Below are 22911 nucleotides of genomic sequence, written 5' to 3'. Positions count from 1 at the left end.
CGCCTCGTAGGTAGAATCGAATTTTAAGGCGTTTACTATAGAGGAATCCCCGTTCACCCAAAGATTTTTCCAACTAAAAACTCAGATTATCAGCATTTTCTGAGTAGCCATTAGCCCATCACCATCTGACGAATAAGATTCGCTGCCGCATGTTGAGGACGTTTTAGAATAGTGTGATACAGATCTATCGACATTGCACAAAGCTTCTGGTGATCCGTGGCTAAATCCTCAGGTTGATTGAGTTGTTGTAACTGGTTCCCCCAATAAGGATAGAGGTCATTGACTACAGTTTTTAAAGTTTGATTAGCATCATTGACATTAAGTGGGCGATCCTGACCTCTGCTATGTAGAAATAGCCCCTCTAAAGCCTGCTGATCGGCAGTATTTATCGATGGCGACAGAAGCACGCCTATATTGACGCCACCTGATACCTGAGGATAGAGGAAGCGAAAGCAACTTTCGGCAGAGATTTTATTTAATGCTTGCATCTCACTGACTGCCACGGCGATATACTCGGTCACGGCCTGATCATCGGCTTTAATGATTCTTAAATTCACCAGCCCAGTAAGTTGTCCCCGTACTTCGCCGATTGCTTGTGCGAAAGAGTGTCCTTGGGCAATAGAATGCGCGAAAGTCTCACTCACTTCGTGCCACAATTGCGGTTCTTGCTGTTTAAGAAGTCGATACCCAGGCAACGCTGCAAATTTTTCCATCGCTGCTTGCTCAGCAAGTTGTCGCGGGTCCGGTGAGGCCGGATAAAAATAATAACCCATAGCACCCAGAACAACGGCTGTAATAATAATCAAAGACACTTTACGCACTAATAAAATCCACTTATCAAATACTGCGTCATGTCTAGCCGTTAGCGCCTGACATAAGGCAACATCGTTAAAAGTACTCAGCGCGAGGTAAAATAACCGCTCGGCCCGTTACCTCATGCTAACAATAGCACTTACTTAGCATCAGGTTGACCCGGCAACACGCGGGTCTTAATCCCAATGAATATTTACTCTTTATCTATATCGATTAATACCGGACAACTCGCGGTTTCGAGTACCGCTGCGCTAACAGATCCCTTAAACAGTCGATTAAACGGGGTAAGATGGCGTCGGCCCATGATAATCATACTGGCAGATAACTTTAACGATTGCTCGACGATGGTGTCCGCAGGCTCCCCCCGGCATAGTAGACCTCGAGCAGAGATACCCGCTTGTTGGAAAGGAATAAGGGCTGTTCGCACCGCGCTTTCTGCGCAGTTTAAGGAGTCTTGAGGTGAAGTGACTTGCTGCAAACTTTCATCAATCGCACAGTCAATATTCATGACCTCCCCTCCTACACTGCCCTCTATCGGAATACAGCAAAGGATCACTACCGATGCATCGCGAGCGCTCGCTTCTTCGAGTGTAAGCCGCGTGAGAGAGCGTGAAGGGGGACTTAGAGGATCGATCGCCATTAGTAGTGTCTTCATCACATTATCCATTAACTGATAAAGCAGTCACTCTACTGCGATTTCAAATCCTGACTCAAGTAAATTTGTGGTTTTAGCAAAAATATCACTAGCGCTATTAAGCCTTTTTACACGCTATAAATAACACCGATACCACTCCGGAATAGGTTTAGGCTTTACTTGGCCGAGACAACGCTACAACGTCATCTTTTTTATTTAGCTTTATCCAAACATGTTAAATATCAGTAAGGGATTCTATCTTTTTTCGTTAAACCGACGTACATTATGCGGGATCAAAAACGTGATAAACGTCACGTTGTAAGATGGTGATGAAGCTGTACCCAAGGTATTCAGCGTAAAAAAATGAGAATAGAGGATATCTTATGAAATATGCACTAATGGGAATTTCGTTTTTCGTTGTTCTGTGGTTAGGGACTTTTGTTCTACTACTGAAGTAAAAAACAGGGCTTTAGCCCTGTTTTATCGAGTTCGCTACAAGACAGTGCCTAACGTCTGGCGAAGGTGAGCGCCAGCGCCAAGTAAGCCCGGCTGTTCGTGGGTGATCATATAAACCGGAATATCCTTCACATAATCGCGAAAGCGGCCTTTATCTTCGAAGGCAGCACGGAAGCCCGATGCTTTGAAGAACTCAAGGAAGCGCGGAACAATCCCGCCCGCAATATACACCCCGCCAAAAGTCCCTAGCGTTAAGGCAAGATTTCCACCAAAGCGCCCCATAATGACACAGAAAAGAGCCAGTGCTCGGCGACAGTCAGTACAACTGTCTTCTAGCGCACGCTCACTCACTTCGCGTGGTTTTAACTCTGCGGGCACGCGATGATCAGCTTTGACGATACCACGATAGAGATTAACCAGCCCCGCGCCAGAAAGTACGCGTTCAGCAGAGACGTGCCCCATTTCTTCGCGAAGAACTTCTAAAATCTGATCTTCTTCTTCACTGTTCGGGGCGAAATCGACATGCCCACCTTCCCCTGGTAATGGAACCCAGCGTTTGTCGACATGGACTAAATGGCTGACGCCTAACCCAGTTCCTGCGCCATAAATAGCGATAGGTTTGTCGGCAACCGGCTCTTCTCCCCCAAATTTCAGGACGTCGTTATCGCCAAGCATTGGAATAGCCATCGAGACTGCCGTGAAGTCGTTAATCACTTCAAAGTGTTCGAAGCGCAAATTCTCTTTCATCGTTTGGATAGAAAACGCCCAAGGATGATTAGTCATCGTAATCCAATCGCCTTTAACAGGACAGGCAATCGCGATACAAGCATCAACCACTTCAATGTGTTGCAGCGTTAAATAGTGGCGAATAACCGCCTCAAGACTCGGGTAGTCTGATGTTGGAAAAGTATCAATCTGCGATATCAATCCGTTAGCCACATCACAGAGCGCTAACCGTGCATTGGTGCCACCCACATCGCCGACTAATGCATATTTAGTCATTATTTTAATGCTCCACTCGGGATAAATCGTGCTCGCAAGCTTGAGCTTACGAAGCTGAGTTTGGAGTAAAGTCCGTTACAATCGACCACCACATCGTGATCATTCCTCCGGCCTTACTGTTTTATTATGTTGATTATTACGTCAAGCCAAAAAAATCGCCGAATAATAATCCTAGATTAAGACAAACGACAATAAGAATGATCCCCCATGCTGCGATTTTAATCCAGCGGGTATTAACCAGATCACCCATAATTTCAGTGCGGTTAGTAAACATCAACAATGGGATCAGAGCAAGCGCAATCCCAAAACTTAGAACAACTTGGCTAAGAACTAATATTTTCGTTGCATCCATACCCGCCAAAATAACGATAAAAGACGGGAGCATAGTAATAGCCCGCCGCAGCCATAAGGGGATACTAAAGTGTACAAAACCCTGCATCACGACTTGTCCAGCTAAGGTCCCTACTACCGTGGAAGAGAGGCCCGCCACGACTAAACTCAAGCCAAACACGACCGTAGCAGCACTGCCTAACAAGGGTTTAAGGGTCATATAGGCCTGATCAAGCTCACTAATCCCCGTATGGCCATTAAAATGGAATACGGCTGCAGCCGTCGCCATCATCGCTAAATTAACAAATCCCGCAATGGTCATCGCTATCGCCACGTCCAGCTTGGTTGAGGCATAGCGTTGTGCCTTGTTCTCGACGTCCCCACGCTGCGTCAGCGCGGAGTGCAGGTAAATAACATGCGGCATGATGGTCGCACCCAGCACACCAGCGGCTAAATACAAGGCATTAGTATCAGGAAGTTTAGGAACCGCCATACCGATCAGTAAACCGCGAGGATCGGGCTGGGAGAAAAATAGCTCTGCAATATAAGCACCAGCAACAAATAACAACATTAGGCCGATTAACCACTCTAGGGGTTTAGGGCCTCGTCGCTGTAGCATAAGAATCAGAAACGTTGCGACTCCGGTAATCATCGCCCCTTCGAGCAAACTGATCCCGAAAAGTAATTTAAAACCAAGCGCCGCACCAATGAACTCAGCGATATCCGTCGCCATCGCGATAATTTCTGCCTGCACCCAGTAAAACCAAACTAGCGGTTTGGGAAAGCGATCGCGAATATGTTCAGCGAGATTTTTACCCGTCGCAATGCCTAGCTTGGCAGAGAGCAGCTGAATTAACATCGCCATGATATTGGCCCACACGACTACCCACAGTAGTTGGTAGCCGTAGCTGGCGCCGGCCTGAATATTTGTCGCGAAATTACCCGGGTCAATGTAACCAATGGCCGCGATAAAAGCAGGTCCTAGTAACGACATTTTGGCTTTACGTTGCGTCATGAGAGTAGCTGTCGTTTTAGGGCGACTAGGCATAGATAAGTCCTGTTAAACATGATGGCCAACTCTAGGGGATCTCCACACCTAAAAGAAATCGGTATGAGTTATCACTCTGATAGTCGTAAAGTTAAAGTATAGCAAAGGCTATACCTAGTGATAATAAGGTACCTGTTGATTTGCTAATCAGCAACCGATTTATTACCAACTGATGTACTTGCTATGCCCGCAGTAACAGAAGTGGGGATTGACGTGACGACTCGCTTAACGATTTCATTTCCGAGAAGAAAAATGAGATCTATTGCTTATAATACGCAACTTTACTCGTTTTTCGTCTGAGTCTGCCCTAGAATAGCGCCCAACGAACTATCCCTTCAGTTTTAAGGCACTCTGCATGGCACAAACATTCCATTTTGTATTAGCACTGATAGTTATAGCTGTTTTAGCGCTATTGGTAAGTAAAGACCGTAAAAATATAGGTTATCGCTATATTATACAGCTGCTAGTCATCGAGCTACTTTTGGCCTGGTTTTTCCTCAACTCGACCGCTGGATTGGGCGTCGTACAAGGTTTTTCAAACTTTTTCTCCCTATTACTGAAATACGCAGCAGAAGGGACCAACTTTGTATTTGGCGGGATGAATGACAAAGGGATGGCCTTCTTTTTCTTGAATGTCCTCTGTCCGATTGTTTTCATCTCAGCGCTGATCGGCATTCTGCAACACTTTAAAATTCTTCCCATCGTTATCCGTTTTATCGGAACTGTCCTCTCAAAAATTAATGGCATGGGAAAACTAGAATCGTTTAATGCCGTCAGTTCTCTGATCCTTGGCCAATCAGAAAACTTCATTGCCTATAAAGATATCTTGGGCAAAATGTCTGAGCGTCGCATGTACACCATGGCGGCAACAGCGATGTCCACCGTCTCGATGTCCATCGTCGGCGCTTATATGACGATGCTACAACCTAAATATGTAGTTGCTGCCTTAATCCTGAACATGTTCAGTACCTTTATCGTGTTATCGATTATCAACCCTTACACCGCTAAGCAAGAGGAAGATCTTTCGTTAAAAAATACGCACGAAGGTCAAAGCTTTTTCGAGATGTTGGGTGAGTACATTCTTGCTGGGTTTAAAGTCGCGATGATCGTTGCCGCTATGCTTATCGGGTTTATTGCCTTGATTTCGGCGGTCAATGCCCTATTCACCGCTATCTTCGGGATAAGCTTCCAAAATATTCTCGGCTATATTTTTTATCCGCTAGCGTGGGTTATTGGTGTTCCGGCAAGTGAAGCCTTACGGGTAGGAAGTATTATGGCTACCAAGTTAATGTCTAACGAGTTCGTTGCGATGATCGACCTGCAAAAAATGGCAGGACAGTTATCACCTCGCTCTGAAGGGATCTTGTCGGTATTTTTGGTGTCATTTGCTAACTTTTCATCGATTGGCATCATTAGCGGTGCAATCAAAGGATTAAACGAAAAACAAGGTAACGTTGTTTCCGGATTTGGTTTGAAACTTATCTACGGGTCTACGTTAGTCAGCTTATTATCGGCGGCTATTGTCGGTTTCGTCCTCTAGTAGTTTCCCCACATCGGTATTTTTCATACACCGGTGTGGGGGCGCTTGAAACACCTTTCTACGCTATCCCTACACTCGCATACAGCAGCGCAAATAAGTATTGTCCCAGCGTAAAAACGCCATGGGCAAGTACCATCATGCCAAAGGTATTACCTGGATGTGGGAGCTTTCGCCCGCAAAAACCGGCTCCCATTGCTGGCATAAATAGAGTCAGTCCAGCAATAGTACTTAAGATCAAACCAACACTTACGATAGGCATCAGTGTGGGCACCTCTATAAAACCCTGCCCCCAGATAAGAACGATTATGACTGCGTAGGCGATACCGACTAGGTAATGAAACATCCACCCGCTAAACAGTTCGATTGTGGAGATAGGTGCCCGACTATCTTGACGTGCGACCCACTCCCCGCTTCGCAGCCCTAACAACCAGCGCCCCACCTGCCCCCAATCCGTTGGTGAGACTCCCTTAAACTTGAAAAGTAACAATGCCCACAGGTCGAGGACTATCGTCGAGCCAATCCCAACCACCAGACTAAAGATAATCATATCGTTCATTTTTCTTACCCTACTAATAAGTGATTACTCAGAGCCTAGTATAGTTATCTTCGCAACACTGGGGTGGATAACTGAGAAGTGCTGTCCATAAAAAAGCCCCTCAATATGAGGGGCTTTACGTAATAGGCAAATGGGCTAAGCGTCAGTTACGACGATTTGGTATTCTCAGCCTGTTCAGCGTATTTTGCCTGCAGAGCTTCTGTCTCATCCCTACCTTCGGCAATAAAATTAGGATCGATCTCTTCCATGTTATCTTGATTTTCACGGCCAGAGAGTAAATTCCAACAGGCGATAAATAGCGCAGCAATCAGCGGCCCAATGACAAAGCCATTGATCCCGAATAGCTCCATCCCCCCTAAGGTTGAAATCAATACCAGATAATCGGGCATTCTTGTTTCTTTACCGACTAAGAGAGGACGCAAGAAGTTATCAACCAGACCGACCACCACGACGAAGAAGGCGATCAAGAACAACCCTTTCCAAACCGGACCTAATACTAAGAAGTAGATGGCTACTGGCGCCCAGATGATAGCGGAACCGACAGCGGGTATCAGTGATAAGAACGCCATTAACGCTCCCCATAAGACGCTTCCTTCCACCCCTAAGAACCAAAAGGCAATGCCGCCCAGCGCACCTTGCACGATGGCGACGACGACAGTCCCCTTCACTGTCGCTTTCGAGACTGCCGCAAACTTCAGTAGAAGGTGATGTTTAGCATGCTGGGTTAGAGGAACCGCGTCTAGCAATAAACCGACCAGAGAAGAGCCATCCTTTAACGTGAAGAACAATAGGTAGAGCATAATCCCGAAGCCAACCGTAAGGCTAAACGTCCCTTGACCAATTAGCAGTGCGCTGTTGGCGAGTGTATGGCTCCCCTGCATCGCAATAGCTGACACTTTCTGTTGTAACGTATTGACGTCGGTTAACCCATAACGCTCGAGGAAGTTCTGAGCGAAGGTAGGAAGATGATGGATAACCTGAGTAATATCTCCGGCTAAGTTACCGCGGTTTTGCGATACGCTCTGATAAAGTTGGTTACCTTCATAAGCCAAAGAGGTTGTGACCAAGGCCAGAGGAATGAAAACGATTAGACAGATAATGCCTAGCGTGAGGAACGAGGCAAGTGTATTTCTATCTCCAAGCCATGCGCGTAGCCGGGTTTTTAACGGATAAAACAGTACGGCTAAAATTACCGCCCAAAAAATAGATGAATAGTAGGCTTTTAGAACAAAGCAAAATGCGACAGTGGTGAGTAGCAGTAATAATATGAAGAAACCTTCATTAATTCCCTTGAGCTTCATAGCGTAATCTCAATTAACAGATAAAAATTCAGATAGGTATCGTAAAGCCTTCAATGGCTTACCGCCTAAGTATTACTTAATCTGCCGAGAATTTCACTTTACTAAGCGAATAAATTTTTTTAATGAGTCAAAACAAGGAAAGGAAAAAAGAGTGGTGGAGATAAGCGGGATCGAACCGCTGACCTCTTGCATGCCATGCAAGCGCTCTCCCAGCTGAGCTATACCCCCATACCTAGGAACTTCATCGTAATACCAACTCATCAAAGATAGAGAGTTTGGTGGAGCTAAGCGGGATCGAACCGCTGACCTCTTGCATGCCATGCAAGCGCTCTCCCAGCTGAGCTATAGCCCCTTCAATGAAGGTGTCAGTGTCACTGACGCCCGAATAATAGGTAACTCGTTGATAACTGTCAATGGCATTTTAAACTCGACGCGGCAAGCGCTGAAAATAACAGCAAACTGCTGATAAAACCATCGCCAGAGACCGTCATTTCTCGCCAAAGTCACTAGTCAGGGGAATAAACGAAAGTATGAGTCAACGCATAATCTCTATGATTAGCGCTTTTATTTTATTCCACTTCACGTTATTTTCATAATTACGAGTTAACGTTAAACAATCAACTAGAAGGAACTGATTGTGAATAAGGAATGGATGACGCCTGAAGAGCTAGCACAGGAAACGGGTTACTCGCGTCAAACGATTAATAAATGGATTAAACGTGAAGGATGGACGACGGTTGCGAAGCCTGGAGTACAAGGTGGCAAAGCAAGACTCGTGCATATCGATACACATGTTACTGAATTTTTGAAATCAGTGCGCCACGCTGCAGAGCCCCGCAGTCATTATACTACCCGTAAAGATCAATTAACGCAGATCTTACTCAGCTCTATCCAACAGATGAGTCCAGAAGAAAGGGAACAACTCACTTCTTTATTATTACGCGAGGGAATTAGCGGGATTCTAAATCGGTTAGGGATCGCGACTTAAAAGATACCGGCAGTAATAACTGCCGGTAGAATTACATTAAGCTTGGTTTTCACGCTCTTGGATAAAGGCGAGTGCTTGTTTGATTCTCGCTATACTGCGTGGTTGACCGATCGCCTCTACGGTTACATCCAACGCGGGAGACTGCCCTGCTCCCGTCACGGCTACGCGCAATGGCATACCTACCTTACCCATACCAACGTTGAGCTCACTTGCGGTCTGCTCGATAGCTTCGTGAACCGCTTCAGTGCTCCACGTCGTTATTGCCGCCAGTTTCTGCGCGATCAGCTCCAGTGGTTGACGAGCGACAGGACGTAGGTGTTTCTTCGCTGCATCTGCGTCAAACTCGCTAAAGTCTTCATAGAAATAACGGCAGGTCTCCGCCATTTCTTTTAGAGTTTTACAACGATCACCCAATAGCGTAACTAATTTCGCGAGCTCTGGTCCCGTCCGAGTATCAATCTGCTGTTGATCGATATGCCACTGTAGCTGCGTCGCGACATATTCAGGCGCCAGCGTAGTAATGTAGTGATGGTTCAACCACAACAATTTTTCGGTATTGAAAGCACTGGCAGATTTGCTCACGGCTTCCAGTTGGAACAAGTTAACCATCTCTTGGACAGAGAAAATTTCCTGATCGCCATGCGCCCAGCCCATTCTTACCAGATAATTCAACAACGCTTCGGGTAAGAATCCATCATCACGATACTGCATAACGCCGACTGCACCATGACGCTTGGACAGTTTTTTACCGTCGTCCCCTAGGATCATCGAGACGTGCGCATAGGTCGGAACTTCTGCACCAATGGCTTTTAAGATATTGATTTGACGAGGGGTATTATTAATATGATCTTCGCCACGAATCACGTGTGTGATCCCCATATCCCAGTCATCAACCACGACGCAGAAATTATAGGTCGGTGAACCCTCTGTACGACGAATGATCAGGTCATCCAATTCTTGGTTACTGAATTCAATCGGACCGCGGATTTGGTCATCGAAAATGACCGATCCCGTTTGTGGGTTACGAAAACGTACCACATGAGGTTCGTCTGCCGTATGACCATGATCGGTATCGCGGCAGCATCCATCGTAGCGAGGCTTTTCGCCTGCTTCCATTTGCTGTTCGCGTAAGGTTTCTAATCGCTCGCGTGAACAATAGCAGCGATAAGCCGTATCGGCTTCCAGCATCTGGTCGATAACCTGATTGTAGCGATCGAAACGTTTGGTTTGGTAGTAAGGGCCTTCATCCCAGTTGAGGCTCAGCCAATTCATACCGTCCATTATCGCTTCGATCGCCTCTGGAGTTGAGCGTTCCAGATCGGTATCTTCGATACGCAGAACAAATTCACCCTGGTGGTGACGAGCATAAAGCCATGAATATAACGCGGTACGCGCGCCACCAACATGAAGGTAGCCAGTAGGACTTGGTGCAAAACGTGTTTTGATAGTCATTTAAGAGTTGCCTTAACGTACAGGGGTTGAAGACCCGATAAAACCGTGTGGAGTCGTAGTATTCTTCGCACAGTGTAACAGTTAGCGTTTTTTCCTCAATAATAAGACATGACTAATCGAGTCCATGCGTAGGGATACCGTCGCTATTTTCAACAAATCGTTTAAATGGCCGACAGAGTGGTGAAATTTAAGCCTAACGCAAAATTAACTGATAAAAAAGCGTTGACTCAAAATCAACTATCCCTATAATGCGACTCCACACAGCGGGGGTGATTAGCTCAGTTGGTAGAGCATCTCCCTTACAAGGAGGGGGTCGGCGGTTCGAATCCGTCATCACCCACCACTTCGGGTCGTTAGCTCAGTTGGTAGAGCAGTTGACTTTTAATCAATTGGTCGCAGGTTCGAATCCTGCACGACCCACCAAATTTAGTAAAAAAGCACCCTTCTGGGTGCTTTTTTCGTTTCTATACCGCTGGGATATTTCGTCCATGCGCCAACTGCTCGGCCTGTTGCGCGATAAGCTGCCACACTCTCTGCGCCGCGGGAGTCAACGAACGATTCCTGCGCCGAATAAGCGTCAGTAAGCGTCCCTTTTCTGGGATAACTTTTCTGACCACAAGCTGACTTTCTCTCGGTAGAGGTAATGCCAGCGCAGGCAAGATGCTAATACCGATACCGGCATCAACCATGGTGAAGAGCGTACTGGGATGCCCAACTTGCTGCACTACCTCAGGCATTTCGCCATATTGTCGAAAAATGGCATCAATCAACACGCGACTGCCCGAGGCATAGTCTTGCAACACGCATTGACGTCGAGCAATCTCAGACCAACTGACCGTCTGTTGATACGCAAGCGGATCATCGTCTCGGCATAGTAGAAGAAAGGGATCGTGCAAAATAGTCTGAGTATCAAAATCGCTACTGTTCGGTAACTCAATCACAATCCCGAAATCCACCTCTTCTTGTCTCACCGCTTGCACCACCGATTGTTGAACGCTATCGTGCAGATGCAGACGGATCTCAGGATAATCTCTCTGGCAGACGGCCAGGCAATTGGGCATCAGTTGCGCAGATATCGTTTGGCTTGCCGCCACCCTCACCGTTCCCGTGTGCTGACCACCATAATGATGCAGATCGTTGATCAGGCTATCCATATCCTCTATTAGCAGCGCCATCCGCGCGGCGAGCTGCTTACCCGCTAATGTCAATACCACCTCACGCGTAGTACGATCAATCAGTCGCAACGAGAGGGTTTGCTCAAGCTCTTTTACCGCATGGCTGACCGCAGATTGACTCAATCCAATCAACTCACCAGCCCGACTAAAACTCTGCTGCTGGGCAACCGCGATGAAAATCCGTAGCTGGCGTAAACTATAATTCATCGATTCTCTTCATATATTCATATAATAAATCAATTATATTTCTAACCTAATTTCAAGCACAATCCCATCATTATCTACTGGAAGGACACAACAATGGGCTTTTTACGGCTTGACCCGATGATGGTCAAATTAATTATTACAGTATTACTCGCCACTTTCTTCCCGGCTCGGGGGAGTTTCGTCCCCATCGTTGAAGGCCTTACCACTGCGGCTATAGCGCTATTATTCTTTATGCATGGTGCTAAATTATCCCGTGAGAAAATCATTGCAGGGAGTAGCCATTGGCGGCTGCACTTATGGATTATGTGCAGTACCTTTATCGTATTTCCAATATTGGGTTGCTTGCTAGTGTGGTGGCATCCGGTCAACGTCAGTAATGACATTTATACCGGATTTATCTATCTGTGCATCCTTCCCGCTACCGTACAATCCGCTATTGCCTTTACCTCGTTAGCCGGCGGCAATGTTGCCGCAGCGATTTGCAGTGCCTCCGCCTCAAGCCTACTCGGCGTGTTTATCTCACCGCTACTTGTTAATTTAGTCATGAATGTTCACAGCCAGATGCCGGGTAACGGCCTTGAACAAATCGGTAAAATCATGCTGCAACTGCTGTTACCCTTTGTGCTCGGCCATATCGCGCGTCGTTGGATTGGTGGATGGGTAGAACGCCACCGTAGTTTGATCGGTAAAACCGATCAAACATCGATTTTGTTAGTGGTCTATACCGCCTTTAGCGAAGCGGTCGTCAACGGTATTTGGCACAAAGTCGATGCCACAACGCTTGGCTGGATCGTCGTCGGCTGTATTCTATTATTAGCCATCGCTCTGCTTATCAACCTGCTGGTCGCACGTCTTTTTGGCTTTAGCCGCCCCGATGAAATCACTATTCTATTCTGCGGGTCTAAAAAGAGCTTGGCCAATGGGGTACCGATGGCAAACATCCTTTTCCCGGCAAGCATCGTCGGCATTATTGTTCTGCCATTGATGATTTTCCATCAAATTCAATTAATGACCTGTTCGTGGATCGCACAACGCTACAAGAAGACCGGTGAGCAAACCCCTAGCGAATAAAACAGCGGCTTTCACCTTCGCCTGATAAGGTTTTTGGGCGAAGGTTTTCTAGCAATTTTTAGCGCCAAGCTCGCATATTTTATCTACACTCATGGTGTGTAGACGCAATAGACGTCACCTTAAGGTTATTTTTTAGGATGGAAGATGCCATGACAGACAATAAGCGAGATGATCGCGATCAGGACGACACTGAGCAAGACTCCTCTCAGTCCACGGCTACCGATAATAACGATACCCCGCCACGACAACGTCCTGGTAAAAAACCTCTCGTTATTTTGGCGATAATCGTCATTATTCTCCTTATCGTTGCCCTCATTTTCTGGTTGCTCAACCGCGGTATTGAATCTACAGACGATGCCTTCACCGATGGTAACGCGGCGACCATTGCGCCAAAAACGAGTGGCTATGTAGTCTCCCTTAATGTTCGCGATAACCAATTCGTTCATCGCAACGATCTCTTGGTCGTTATCGACCCACGCGATGCCACCGCTCAGCGCGATCAGGCTGTCTCGCAACTCGGTAGTGCAAAAGCGCAGCTTCAACAAGCAGAAGCGCAATACGCATTAGCCAAGGTTCAGTATCCGGCTCAATTACACCAAGCTTTAGCCGATCAAGCGAAAGCACAAGCGAATCTTGCTAATGCTGAATCGGTTTACCGTCGTCAACATGGCGTCGATCCCCGTGCGACGACACAAAGTAATATTGACAACGCCACCTCGCAATGGCGTGCGGCTCAGGCAGATTATCAGCAAGCTCAAGCACAGGTCGAAATCGCCTCGCAGGTGCCATTACAATTACATCAACAAGAAACGAATATCGCTGCCCGCCAGCAACAAGTGGCGCAAGCTCAGGCTCAGCTCGCCACAGCCAATCTAGCGCTTTCCTATACTGAAGTTCGTGCACCGTATGAGGGTTACGTTACGAAGCGTAACGTACAGGTTGGCAGCCTAGTACAGGCAGGAACGGCATTATTCTCGTTAGTTTCTCCGCAAATTTGGGTGACCGCTAACTTCAAAGAATCACAACTTGAACATATGCATCCCGGTAATAAGGTCAGCGTTACCGTCGATGCGTGGCCGGATCTCAAGCTAGAGGGGCATGTCGACAGCATTCAGATGGGATCAGGCTCTCACTTCTCTGCCTTCCCCGCTGAGAATGCTACCGGAAACTTCGTGAAAATCGTGCAACGCGTCCCGGTAAAAATTATTATCGATAAAGGCCTCGACCCGCAACACCCTCTTCCGCTTGGTCTGTCGGTAGAACCTAAGGTTCATATTGATGAGTGATGCACAGCGTTGGCAACCTCGTTGTAATCCTTGGCTGGTTGCCCTCACCGTCACGCTCGCGGTCTTCATGGAGGTACTGGACTCAACGATTGTTAACGTCGCCCTCCCCCACGTCGCCGGCTCACTTTCGTCCAGTTATGATGAGGCGACATGGGTGTTAACCTCCTATTTGGTGGCCAATGGTATCGTTCTGCCTATTTCTGCCTTCTTTAGCCGACTCTTTGGCCGTAAAAACTACTTTCTAATCTGTGTTGTGATGTTCACGCTCTGCTCTTTTCTATGTGGAATTGCCACCGAGCTATGGCAGCTGATTTTATTTAGAATTTTACAGGGTTTTTTCGGTGGTGGGCTGCAACCCGTCCAGCAGTCCGTGTTATTGGATTATTTTAGTAAGCAAGATCGCGGTAAGGCCTTCGGCCTCTCGTCGATCGCGATCATTGTCGCCCCGGTTATCGGCCCTACGCTGGGCGGCTGGATCACCGATAACTATAGCTGGCGTTGGATTTTCTTTATTAATATTCCGGTCGGTATCCTTACCGCCTTAGCCATCTATCAGCTCCTCGAAGATCCCCCTTGGGAACGTAAAGCGAAGAAGGGGCAGTTACGTATCGACTATATCGGGATAAGTCTCATCACCCTTGGATTAGGGTGTTTACAGGTCTTCCTCGATCGGGGTGAGGATGCAGATTGGTTCAATTCATCGTTTATCATCACCTTTGCGGTTCTCGCGGCGGTGGGGCTAGTCGGTGCGGTATATTGGTTGATGTACGCGCGCCGCCCCGTTGTCGATATCTTAGTGATGCGCGACCGTAATTTTTGGGTCGCCGGGCTATTAATGGCAGGGATGGCCTTTATTCTATATGGCAGCTCGGTCGTCATCCCACAATTGGCACAACAAGATCTTGGCTACACGGCAACCCTCGCAGGACTCGTTCTTACGCCGGGTGCATTCTTTATTATTTTAACGATCCCGCTCGTATTAAAGTTGATGCCGATTGTCCAAACCCGTTTTATCATCATGTTTGGCTTCATCTGCTTAATGGGATCGTTTTTATACTCCGGTCTACAAATGACGCCGACGCTCGATTTTACGTCCTTAGTCATCATGCGTAGCTTACAGTCGATTGGCTTAGGGTTTCTCTTTGTCCCCCTAACCACTATCGCGTTCATTACTATTCCACAAAGGCTTAACGCTGATGCTTCGGCGCTGTTTACCATGTTTCGTAACGTAGCAGGATCGATTGGTATCTCGTTATCTACCGCGGCGATTACCGAACGTCAGCAAGCACGTTCGGCCTATTTATCCGACCATACTACGTCGCTCAATGAAGCCTTTACGCAGTCGATTCACCAGATCAGTATAGCGATTGAAAATTTCACCAGCCTTGTAGGAGATAGCGCTCAGCTCGCGACCGCACAGCTCTACAAGCAGATGATCAGCCAAGCGCGCATTCTCGCCTATATTGACGTCTTTAACGGGCTATGTTTAATCGCCCTTGTCATGATCCCCTTCTGTCTTCTCCTCGCCCCTGTGAAGAGTGAAGGCAGCGCAGGAGGCCACTAAATGAAAGGAAACCTCATGAACTCACCGCGAGTAGTCTTCCCGTTATTACTGGTCGCCCTGTCGGGCTGTGCCGTCGGCCCCGACTATCATGCGCCGGAAAACCAACTAACACACGCATGGCGAGCCGGACAATCAGACCAAACCTCACACCCATTGATGACCGATACTCAGGTGAGTTGGTGGGAGAATTTCAACGATCCCCTCCTCAACAGCCTGATCCAGCGTGCGACACAAGGTAATCTTAGTCTACAGCAAAGTGTGTTGCGCATCGCGGGCGCTCGCGAACAGGTCTCCAGTGCGCAGGGGGGATTATTCCCTACCTTGAATGGCCAAGCCGCCTATTCACGTCAGCAATTAGGGTTAAAGGGGGAATTACAATCGCAAGGCGTTTACGATGCCATCCCGAATAATCTTGCCAACCAAGCCACTGGTAGCGTCAATTTCTATCAGGGTGGGTTTGATGCGAGCTGGGAGTTAGACCTATGGGGAAAAACGCGTCGCCAAATCGAACTCGCCCGCGCCAGCGAACAGCAACAGATTGAGCAACATAACGATGCATTAGTGTCGCTTGAAGCTGAGGTAACGCGAACCTATCTCCAACTCCGCGCGGCACAAGCCTCGGCAGCCTCACTGACTCAACAAATCGCTATCGCGCAGCAGAGCCTTGAACTCACTCAAAGCCAGATGCAAAATGGTCTGGCGCCAACGAGCGATGTTGAGAGTGCGACCGCTCAGCTCGCTGCCCTACAAGCACAGCTGCCCCAGTATCATTCGCAAATCGCACAGGCTAAGAATGCGCTTGCCGTACTGATCGGACGCACTCCGGGCGCTCTTGATAATGAACTCGCTGCGGCTAAACCCCTGCCACACCTGCCACAACTCGTGGCGGTAGGGGTGCCTGCTCAACTGACTCGTCGCCGCCCCGATATTCGAGCTGCAGAAGCAAACCTTCATGCGCAGACTGCAAATATTGGCGTCTCTGTCGCGCAGCTCTTCCCAAGCCTATCGTTAACCGGACAATTGGGCGTGCGCAATACCGATATCAGTTATATGGATAACTGGAGCAGTCATTTTTATAGCATTGGACCGGGGATTAACTTACCGATTTTCGAAGGAGGCCGCTTGGTCGCTAATGTTAAATTAGCGCGCGCTCAGCAGGCTGCGGCCGCTCTGAACTATCGTCAAACGGTACTTACTGCGTTGCAAGAGGTGGAGAATGCGCTGGTAAGCTATCGAACCGGACAGCAGCAAGAGACCTCAATACTTCAGTCACGGGATGCGCTACAACGTGCTTTCGCGCTGGCATCAGAAAACTATAAAAAGGGATTTGTCACTTATATTACGGTGCTGGATGCACAACGCCAGCTTGCCCAAACTGACCAGCAAGCTATCCAGGCGCAAGCGCAGACGGCGGTTGATCTCGTCGCACTGTATAAAGCGTTGGGCGGAGGCTGGGAGCAACAGTCTGCGGCGTCGCTGCCGCACTATAGCGTCTTCGGTGAAGTCGACAAGACAGGGGTCACCGATAGTCAATAAAATGTCGCCCCGAACTGGGGCGACCTGTTTACACTTTTAGCGGATCGACTAAGTGTTCAAGGCCTTCGATACGTATCGCTAAGGCAAGTTGCAATAACTGTCCTAAGTGGCCTTCAGGAAACGCTTCTTTGCGGGCAAACCACAACAGGTACTCTTCCGGTAAGTCGATAAGTCGACGCCCTTGATACTTACCGAAAGGCATCCGCCAGTTTGCCAGTTCTACCAACTGCTCTTTATCTGGCATTATTCCTCCAGCATGGTAATCAATTGTTGCTCATCAATCACCGGTACGCCTAGCGCCTGGGCTTTCTCAAGCTTAGAGCCTGCCGCCTCCCCCGCGATAAGTAGATCAGTTTTTTTCGATACGCTTCCCGTAACCTTCGCGCCCCGACGTAACAGCTGCTCTTTCGCTTCATCGCGCGTCATCTGATAGAGCGTTCCAGTCAGTACCACCGTTTTACCGTTAAAGGCAGAATCGGTAGCCTCGGCAATAGCGGCCGCCGGCCAATGTATCGTAGCCTCGTCGACTAATTGACGGATCACCTCACGGTTGCTCTCTTCATCCATAAAATGTCGGAAGTGCGTGGCAACCACCGTACCGACATCAGGTACGGTAATCAGCGCATCAATCGAGGCCTCCATCAACGCCTCCAATGTCTTAAAATGCGTCGCTAAGGCCAAAGCGGTCGCCTCGCCAACCTCGCGAATACCGAGTGCGTAGATGAAGCGTGCGAGCGTCGTGTCGCGAGCCTTGTCTAGCGCTTGAATGATATTTTGCGCTGATTTTGGCCCCATTCGTTCTAAACCGGTTAACTTCCCTGCCGTTAAACGGAAAAGATCCGCTGGCGTCGTGACATATTCTTTATCAACCAGTTGCTCGATTAATTTATCGCCTAAGCCATCGACGTCGAGCGCCTTACGCGATACGAAATGCTTCAACGCCTCTTTACGTTGCGCGCCGCAAATGAGCCCACCCGTACAGCGTAGAACAGCCTCGCCTTCGACACGCTCGCTATCCGACCCACATACAGGGCAATGACTTGGGAACACAATGTCCCGTGCATCGGTCGGGCGTTCGGCCTCAATTACATTAACGATTTGCGGGATAACATCCCCCGCGCGTCTCACTACCACGCGATCGCCGATTTTTAAGCCTAGACGTTCCACTTCATCGGCATTATGCAGGGTCGCATTACTCACCCAGACACCTGCCACCTGCACCGGCTCAAGACGAGCAACGGGGGTAATAGCACCCGTGCGCCCAACTTGAAACTCGACATCGCGCACGTAAGTCAATTGTTCTTGGGCGGGGAATTTAAATGCCGTTGCCCAGCGTGGGGCGCGGGCGACGAAACCCAGTTCCTGCTGCTGCGCGAGATGATTGACTTTAATGACCACCCCGTCGATATCGAACCCGAGCGTCTCTCGCTGTTCGATAACGCGATGATAGAAGTCGAGCACCTCTTGTGCAGACTGGCATACCGCGACGTGAGGCTCCATCGGTAATCCCCATTCGCGCAGTTGCACCAACCGTTGATAGTGGGTCGGTGCTAACTCTCCGCCCTCATGAACGCCTATGCCATAACAATAAAAGCTAAGTGGGCGCTGTTGGGTGATCGTCGGATCGAGCTGGCGTAGTGATCCTGCCGCCGCATTACGAGGGTTAGCGAAGACCTTCCCCCCTCTCTCACGCGCTTTTTCATTTAGCGCTTCAAACCCTTTCTGGCGCATAAAGACTTCCCCCCGAACTTCGAGCCGACGAGGAATGTTTTCACCTACCAGAGAGAGAGGAATAGCTTTGATGGTACGGATATTCTGCGTAATATTTTCTCCCGTCGCGCCGTCACCACGCGTTGCAGCGCGCACGAGAATTCCCTCTTCGTAAAGTAAGCTGACGGCTAAACCGTCTAGCTTCAATTCACAGCAATACTCGACATGCTGCGTGCCGGGTAGCCGTTCATTAACGCGACGGATAAAGGAGTGAAAACTGGCCTCATCAAACACATTATCGAGCGAAAGCATGGGCACTTCGTGACGAACTGAGTCGAAGGCACTGAGCGGTCTAGCACCGACACGTTGTGTTGGCGAATCGCGGGTCACTTTATCAGGGTTATCTGCTTCCAGTTGCCGTAACTCCTGCATTAAACGGTCATATTCCGCATCCGGTACTTGTGGCGCATCTAAAACATGGTACTGATATTCGTGATGACGAAGTTCCTGACGTAAGCGGTCGATGCGTTGCTGGAGATTAGCCATAAATTACCCTGATAAAAAACCCCCGACAGGCGGGGGTTGATAGATAGACTGGTGAAAGCGACTGAACTTAGTGACTAATCACTTCACGAATTCGCGCCTTATACACTTCAACTTTTTGTGGTGTCAACATATGACGCTCATCATCCATGACTACACCGCCGACATCGTCAGCGATCCGTTGCGCGGACTGTAGCATGAGCTTGAAGTTCTGCAAGGCATCGCCGTAGCAGGGAACCATCATAAAGATGGAGACGCTTGGCGTCGTAAAATCAGACATCGTGTCTGGATCAAACGATCCCGGTTTAACGCTATTTGCCAAGCTGAACAGGACCGGACCACTACCCGTTGGGCTAAGGTGGCGATGGAAAATATTCATCTCGCCAAATTGGAAGCCTGCTTGGAGAATGGCTTGCAATAATGCCTCGCCATTAAGCTCACTCCCTGCGTGCGCCGCAACATGGAACACTAATACAGTTTCCGTCAGACGCTCCTTCACAGGCGCTGCTTCACTGATTTTTTCAGGCGTACTAGGTTTTTCTTCAGCGGGCTCAAAAGGTTCTGTCGGAACCTCGGAGTGAGGGACTGAGCTAGGCGCAGCAGTCGGTACACTCTCCTCTTCGATAGAAGGCGTTGCAACCGGTTGAGGCTCTGCTTTTGTCACGGCTTCATCGTTACCGAGCAGGGGATCGCCTTGCAGCGCGATACCTTCGCGTAACGTATTCGCTTTTAGTGGCGCAGGATGCGAGGTCGCAGGCGCAGTCTCATTCGCGCGTGGTGCAGCCGGGGCTGCTTTAGCTGGCGTAGGTTGACGCGGTTGTACGAGCGACCTCTCCTCAGTAGGAGAAGTTGCTTCGTCGTCATCGAGACTCTCATCACGACGTTGTGGAAAGTGCTTATGAGGGCGATCACGGAAGATGCTAGACCGCTCTTTACGATTAGTCCATAAACCGTGTGCCAGTAACGCGATAATCGCGATAGCACCAACAACTATTAAGATCAGACGCAAATCCTGCATCACTATATTCTCTGTTGTTCAAACACTTTGCCTATAAAGGCACCTATATACCTCTAAATGTATTGGTCAGCGCGAATAAGTGCAAGCTTACACTGCCAATTATCTTGAATAATATCACTAATCTGGTGTGATTGATTAAATTAACAGCAGCGACCCGTTTGCACGGAAGGAAAAAGCGTTACTATACTGTCGTTATTCCAACTGTGAGTATTAGGATATGTCCCAACCCTCTTCGACATCGCCCTCATCGGGTTTCACCTATGTGAAAATAGGCTGCCACCTCGTCTGTTTACCTGGGATACGTCGATATGTCATCGTTCCTCTGCTGATAAACATTATCCTGCTCGGGTCGGCATTCTATTGGCTATTCACTAAATTGAATGAGTGGATCCCGCAACTCATGAGCTACGTCCCACATTGGTTAGCGTGGCTAAACGTTGTGCTGTGGCCGCTTGCCGTAGTTTCTATTGTCCTCGTTTTTGGCTATTTTTTTTCGACCATTGCCAACTGGATTGCCGCGCCGTTCTTTGGGTTACTCGCAGAGCAACTTGAGCAGAGGCTCACTGGCCACGTTCTGAATGACACGAGCTGGTGGTCGTTACTCTCTGACTTACCGCGGATTATGAAACGCGAGTGGCTAAAACTACGTTACTACCTGCCGCGCGCTATCGGCTTATTGCTGATTCATTTTATTCCCGGCGTCGGCCAACTCCTCGCTCCGCTCCTATGGTTTATCTTCGGCGCATGGATGATGGCTATCCAATATTGCGACTATCCTTTCGATAACCACAAGGTGTCATTTGCCGCGATGCGCCGCAAACTTGCCGAAGACAGAAAACTTCATCTAGAATTTGGTGGATTAATTAGCGTGCTGACGATGATACCGATCATCAATTTGGTCATCATGCCCATCGCGGTCTGTGGTGCGACAGCAATTTGGGTAGACCGTTACCGTCGATCATTGCTCAAATAAACCGATACAGTTATTGCGCTCTGACATATCGATATATCATTTCGTCACTTCACTGCTTCTAGATAAAGCGTATTCTCACTACGTTCCCGAAATTTCAAAGAGTTAAGGAAAGGATATGAGTAAGATTTACGAAGATAACTCGTTAACGATTGGCCACACGCCTCTAGTGAGGTTAAACCGCCTAGGTAATGGACGTATCCTTGCCAAAGTAGAGTCTCGCAATCCTAGCTTCAGTATCAAATGTCGGATTGGCGCGAATATGATTTGGGATGCCGAAGAGAAAGGCTTACTCAAACCAGGCGTAGAGCTCGTCGAGCCAACGAGCGGGAATACTGGGATAGCATTAGCTTATGTTGCTGCCGCACGCGGCTATAAACTCACCTTAACGATGCCAGACACGATGTCGGTTGAACGTCGTAAGCTCCTCAAAGCGTTGGGCGCAAACCTCGAATTGACCGAGGGCGCTAAAGGAATGAAAGGGGCTATTGCTAGAGCTGAGGAAATTGTCGCGAGTAATCCCGCAAAATATCTTATGCTGCAGCAGTTTAGTAACCCGGCAAACCCTGAGATTCATGAAAAGACCACGGGACCAGAAATTTGGGAAGACACAGACGGCGAAGTCGATGTCTTAATTTCCGGCGTAGGGACTGGCGGTACTCTTACCGGAATCGCTCGCTACATCAAGCAAACAAAAGGCAAAACTAGCCTCTATGCGGTAGCCGTCGAGCCGACCGATTCACCGGTTATTTCCCAAGCATTGGCTGGCGAGGAACTGACTCCGGGCCCCCACAAAATTCAGGGTATTGGCGCTGGGTTTATCCCAGGAAACCTCGATCTCGGCTTAGTGGATAGAGTCATTACTATCACTAACGATGAAGCTATCAACACTGCGCGTCACCTCATGGAATCCGAAGGCATCTTAGCGGGTATTTCATCAGGTGCAGCCGTTGCCGCCGCCATCAAGCTTCAACAAGAACCTGGTTTCGCTGAGAAAAACATTGTCGTCATCCTCCCCTCTTCCGGCGAGCGTTACCTATCGACCGCACTCTTTGCAGATCTGTTCACAGAAAAAGAAAATGGCTAGGCCACTTTCTTCTTGCTTTTAAAAAAGTCGTAGACAAAAAGCACCTTCGGGTGTTTTTTTTGTGCGCCAGATCTCATTTTTTATCAGTGCGGGTTTGCTTTACTCCTTCCTCATCTGGTATCAACGATAGGATTTATTTCGAACCGAAAAATAATGCGTTACTTTTTATGCGTTTGATCAACCACACCCTGTAAAAACGGTAGGGAATTCGTCGTAATTGACGTATAACTTTTGTTGGTCCACGGCGTAGAAGGATGTCAAATACCAATGAACGCCTTGGTCAATTTTCGAGAACCACCTTCAGATTATTTTGGGGAAAAAATATGTTCCAACAAGAAGTCACCATCACTGCACCAAATGGATTGCACACTCGCCCCGCGGCACAGTTCGTTAAAGAAGCAAAAACGTTTCAATCTGACATTACCGTCACCTCTCAGGGGAAAACGGCGAGTGCAAAAAGCTTGTTTAAATTGCAGACCTTGGGCCTTACTCAAGGCACCGTCGTAACGCTCAGCGCGGAAGGCGAAGACGAACAACAGGCTATCGAACATTTAGTTAAATTAATGGCTGAACTTGAATAATCGTGGCGAGCGCCCCAAGGTCTATTGATCCAAGGTGGGTCGC

At 48.4% G+C, this 22911-nt stretch carries 21 protein-coding genes and 4 tRNA genes; 12 read left to right on the top strand and 13 right to left on the bottom strand.

Annotated elements, in window-relative coordinates:
• Window positions 1–110: 110 nt before the first annotated feature.
• Window positions 111–821: a hypothetical protein gene (locus tag HGT70_RS03715; protein ID WP_157725335.1), complete on the bottom strand. Its 711-nt coding sequence runs from the start codon at window positions 819–821 to the stop codon at window positions 111–113.
• 185 nt (window positions 822–1006) lie between these two features.
• Window positions 1007–1468, bottom strand: coding sequence for a universal stress protein (locus HGT70_RS03710; RefSeq protein WP_071430946.1), 462 nt, complete (start codon window positions 1466–1468; stop codon window positions 1007–1009).
• A gap of 362 nt (window positions 1469–1830) precedes the next feature.
• On the opposite strand from HGT70_RS03710, the gene ypdK reads away from it, so the two are divergent.
• The gene (ypdK, locus tag HGT70_RS03705) at window positions 1831–1905 is read left to right on the top strand and encodes a membrane protein YpdK (protein ID WP_143056412.1); all 75 of its coding nucleotides are present in this window, start codon (window positions 1831–1833) and stop codon (window positions 1903–1905) included.
• Window positions 1906–1939: 34 nt separating this feature from the next.
• Here ypdK and glk read toward each other — a convergent pair whose 3' ends face one another.
• Window positions 1940–2905 (bottom strand): glucokinase, encoded by a 966-nt coding sequence (glk, locus tag HGT70_RS03700; RefSeq protein WP_071430948.1) that lies wholly within the window; start codon window positions 2903–2905, stop codon window positions 1940–1942.
• Between the two features lie 136 nt (window positions 2906–3041).
• Window positions 3042–4283 (bottom strand): Nramp family divalent metal transporter, encoded by a 1242-nt coding sequence (locus HGT70_RS03695; RefSeq protein WP_214194916.1) that lies wholly within the window; start codon window positions 4281–4283, stop codon window positions 3042–3044.
• A 355-nt stretch (window positions 4284–4638) separates the two neighbouring features.
• Between HGT70_RS03695 and HGT70_RS03690 the strand changes: the two genes are divergently transcribed.
• Entirely contained in the window at window positions 4639–5823 is a 1185-nt protein-coding gene (locus tag HGT70_RS03690) for a NupC/NupG family nucleoside CNT transporter (RefSeq protein ID WP_214194915.1), read from the top strand.
• Between the two features lie 58 nt (window positions 5824–5881).
• Here the strand turns inward: HGT70_RS03690 and HGT70_RS03685 are convergent, their stop codons facing one another.
• The 4 genes from HGT70_RS03685 to HGT70_RS03670 form a co-directional block, all read right to left on the bottom strand.
• Complete coding sequence (locus tag HGT70_RS03685) at window positions 5882–6379, bottom strand: DUF2938 family protein (protein WP_071430954.1); 498 nt, start codon at window positions 6377–6379, stop codon at window positions 5882–5884.
• 146 nt (window positions 6380–6525) lie between these two features.
• On the bottom strand, window positions 6526–7680 hold the full coding sequence (locus HGT70_RS03680; RefSeq protein ID WP_071430957.1) for an AI-2E family transporter: 1155 nt from the start codon (window positions 7678–7680) through the stop codon (window positions 6526–6528).
• Between the two features lie 152 nt (window positions 7681–7832).
• A tRNA-Ala gene (locus tag HGT70_RS03675) sits at window positions 7833–7908 on the bottom strand.
• A gap of 48 nt (window positions 7909–7956) precedes the next feature.
• Window positions 7957–8032: transfer RNA gene (locus HGT70_RS03670), tRNA-Ala, on the bottom strand.
• A gap of 285 nt (window positions 8033–8317) precedes the next feature.
• Here HGT70_RS03670 and HGT70_RS03665 point away from each other — a divergent pair.
• The gene (locus tag HGT70_RS03665; protein ID WP_071430959.1) at window positions 8318–8668 is read left to right on the top strand and encodes a YfeC-like transcriptional regulator; all 351 of its coding nucleotides are present in this window, start codon (window positions 8318–8320) and stop codon (window positions 8666–8668) included.
• 36 nt (window positions 8669–8704) lie between these two features.
• On the opposite strand, the gene gltX is transcribed toward HGT70_RS03665, so the two are convergent.
• Complete coding sequence (gene gltX / locus HGT70_RS03660) at window positions 8705–10120, bottom strand: glutamate--tRNA ligase (protein ID WP_214194914.1); 1416 nt, start codon at window positions 10118–10120, stop codon at window positions 8705–8707.
• 267 nt (window positions 10121–10387) lie between these two features.
• Here gltX and HGT70_RS03655 point away from each other — a divergent pair.
• Together HGT70_RS03655 and HGT70_RS03650 are read left to right on the top strand one after the other, a co-directional pair.
• Window positions 10388–10463: transfer RNA gene (locus HGT70_RS03655), tRNA-Val, on the top strand.
• A gap of 4 nt (window positions 10464–10467) precedes the next feature.
• A tRNA-Lys gene (locus HGT70_RS03650) sits at window positions 10468–10543 on the top strand.
• A 41-nt stretch (window positions 10544–10584) separates the two neighbouring features.
• Here the strand turns inward: HGT70_RS03650 and HGT70_RS03645 are convergent.
• Window positions 10585–11502: a LysR family transcriptional regulator gene (locus tag HGT70_RS03645; protein ID WP_214194913.1), complete on the bottom strand. Its 918-nt coding sequence runs from the start codon at window positions 11500–11502 to the stop codon at window positions 10585–10587.
• A gap of 93 nt (window positions 11503–11595) precedes the next feature.
• On the opposite strand from HGT70_RS03645, the gene HGT70_RS03640 reads away from it, so the two are divergent.
• The 4 genes from HGT70_RS03640 (at window position 11596) to HGT70_RS03625 (ending at window position 16959) form a co-directional block, all read left to right on the top strand.
• Entirely contained in the window at window positions 11596–12573 is a 978-nt protein-coding gene (locus HGT70_RS03640) for a bile acid:sodium symporter family protein (protein ID WP_214194912.1), read from the top strand.
• A 149-nt stretch (window positions 12574–12722) separates the two neighbouring features.
• Complete coding sequence (locus HGT70_RS03635) at window positions 12723–13859, top strand: HlyD family secretion protein (protein WP_214194911.1); 1137 nt, start codon at window positions 12723–12725, stop codon at window positions 13857–13859.
• A complete protein-coding gene (locus tag HGT70_RS03630) occupies window positions 13852–15423 on the top strand; it encodes a DHA2 family efflux MFS transporter permease subunit (RefSeq protein ID WP_214194910.1) in 1572 nt (523 codons plus the stop codon). The genes HGT70_RS03635 and HGT70_RS03630 overlap by 8 nt, the downstream gene beginning before the upstream one ends.
• Window positions 15424–16959, top strand: coding sequence for an efflux transporter outer membrane subunit (locus HGT70_RS03625; protein WP_214194909.1), 1536 nt, complete (start codon window positions 15424–15426; stop codon window positions 16957–16959).
• Window positions 16960–16987: 28 nt separating this feature from the next.
• Here the strand turns inward: HGT70_RS03625 and HGT70_RS03620 are convergent, their stop codons facing one another.
• From HGT70_RS03620 to zipA, 3 genes are all read right to left on the bottom strand, one after another.
• The gene (locus HGT70_RS03620) at window positions 16988–17203 is read right to left on the bottom strand and encodes a DUF3820 family protein (RefSeq protein ID WP_071430971.1); all 216 of its coding nucleotides are present in this window, start codon (window positions 17201–17203) and stop codon (window positions 16988–16990) included.
• Entirely contained in the window at window positions 17203–19215 is a 2013-nt protein-coding gene (gene ligA / locus HGT70_RS03615; protein WP_214194908.1) for an NAD-dependent DNA ligase LigA, read from the bottom strand. Before ligA ends, HGT70_RS03620 begins: the two co-directional genes overlap by 1 nt.
• A gap of 67 nt (window positions 19216–19282) precedes the next feature.
• Window positions 19283–20233: a cell division protein ZipA gene (gene zipA, locus HGT70_RS03610; protein WP_214194907.1), complete on the bottom strand. Its 951-nt coding sequence runs from the start codon at window positions 20231–20233 to the stop codon at window positions 19283–19285.
• 214 nt (window positions 20234–20447) lie between these two features.
• On the opposite strand from zipA, the gene cysZ reads away from it, so the two are divergent.
• From cysZ to ptsH, 3 genes are all read left to right on the top strand, one after another.
• Window positions 20448–21203 (top strand): sulfate transporter CysZ, encoded by a 756-nt coding sequence (gene cysZ, locus HGT70_RS03605; protein ID WP_214194906.1) that lies wholly within the window; start codon window positions 20448–20450, stop codon window positions 21201–21203.
• 115 nt (window positions 21204–21318) lie between these two features.
• Entirely contained in the window at window positions 21319–22287 is a 969-nt protein-coding gene (gene cysK, locus HGT70_RS03600) for a cysteine synthase A (protein WP_071430981.1), read from the top strand.
• A 323-nt stretch (window positions 22288–22610) separates the two neighbouring features.
• Window positions 22611–22868, top strand: coding sequence for a phosphocarrier protein Hpr (gene ptsH, locus HGT70_RS03595; protein ID WP_071435029.1), 258 nt, complete (start codon window positions 22611–22613; stop codon window positions 22866–22868).
• Window positions 22869–22911 lie beyond the last annotated feature (43 nt).

The sequence above is a fragment of the Rosenbergiella collisarenosi genome, assembly GCF_018494085.1.
GTDB lineage: Bacteria > Pseudomonadota > Gammaproteobacteria > Enterobacterales > Enterobacteriaceae > Rosenbergiella > Rosenbergiella collisarenosi.
The sequence above is the reverse complement of the archived record's forward strand: the minus strand, read 5'-3'. Positions and strand labels throughout refer to the sequence as shown.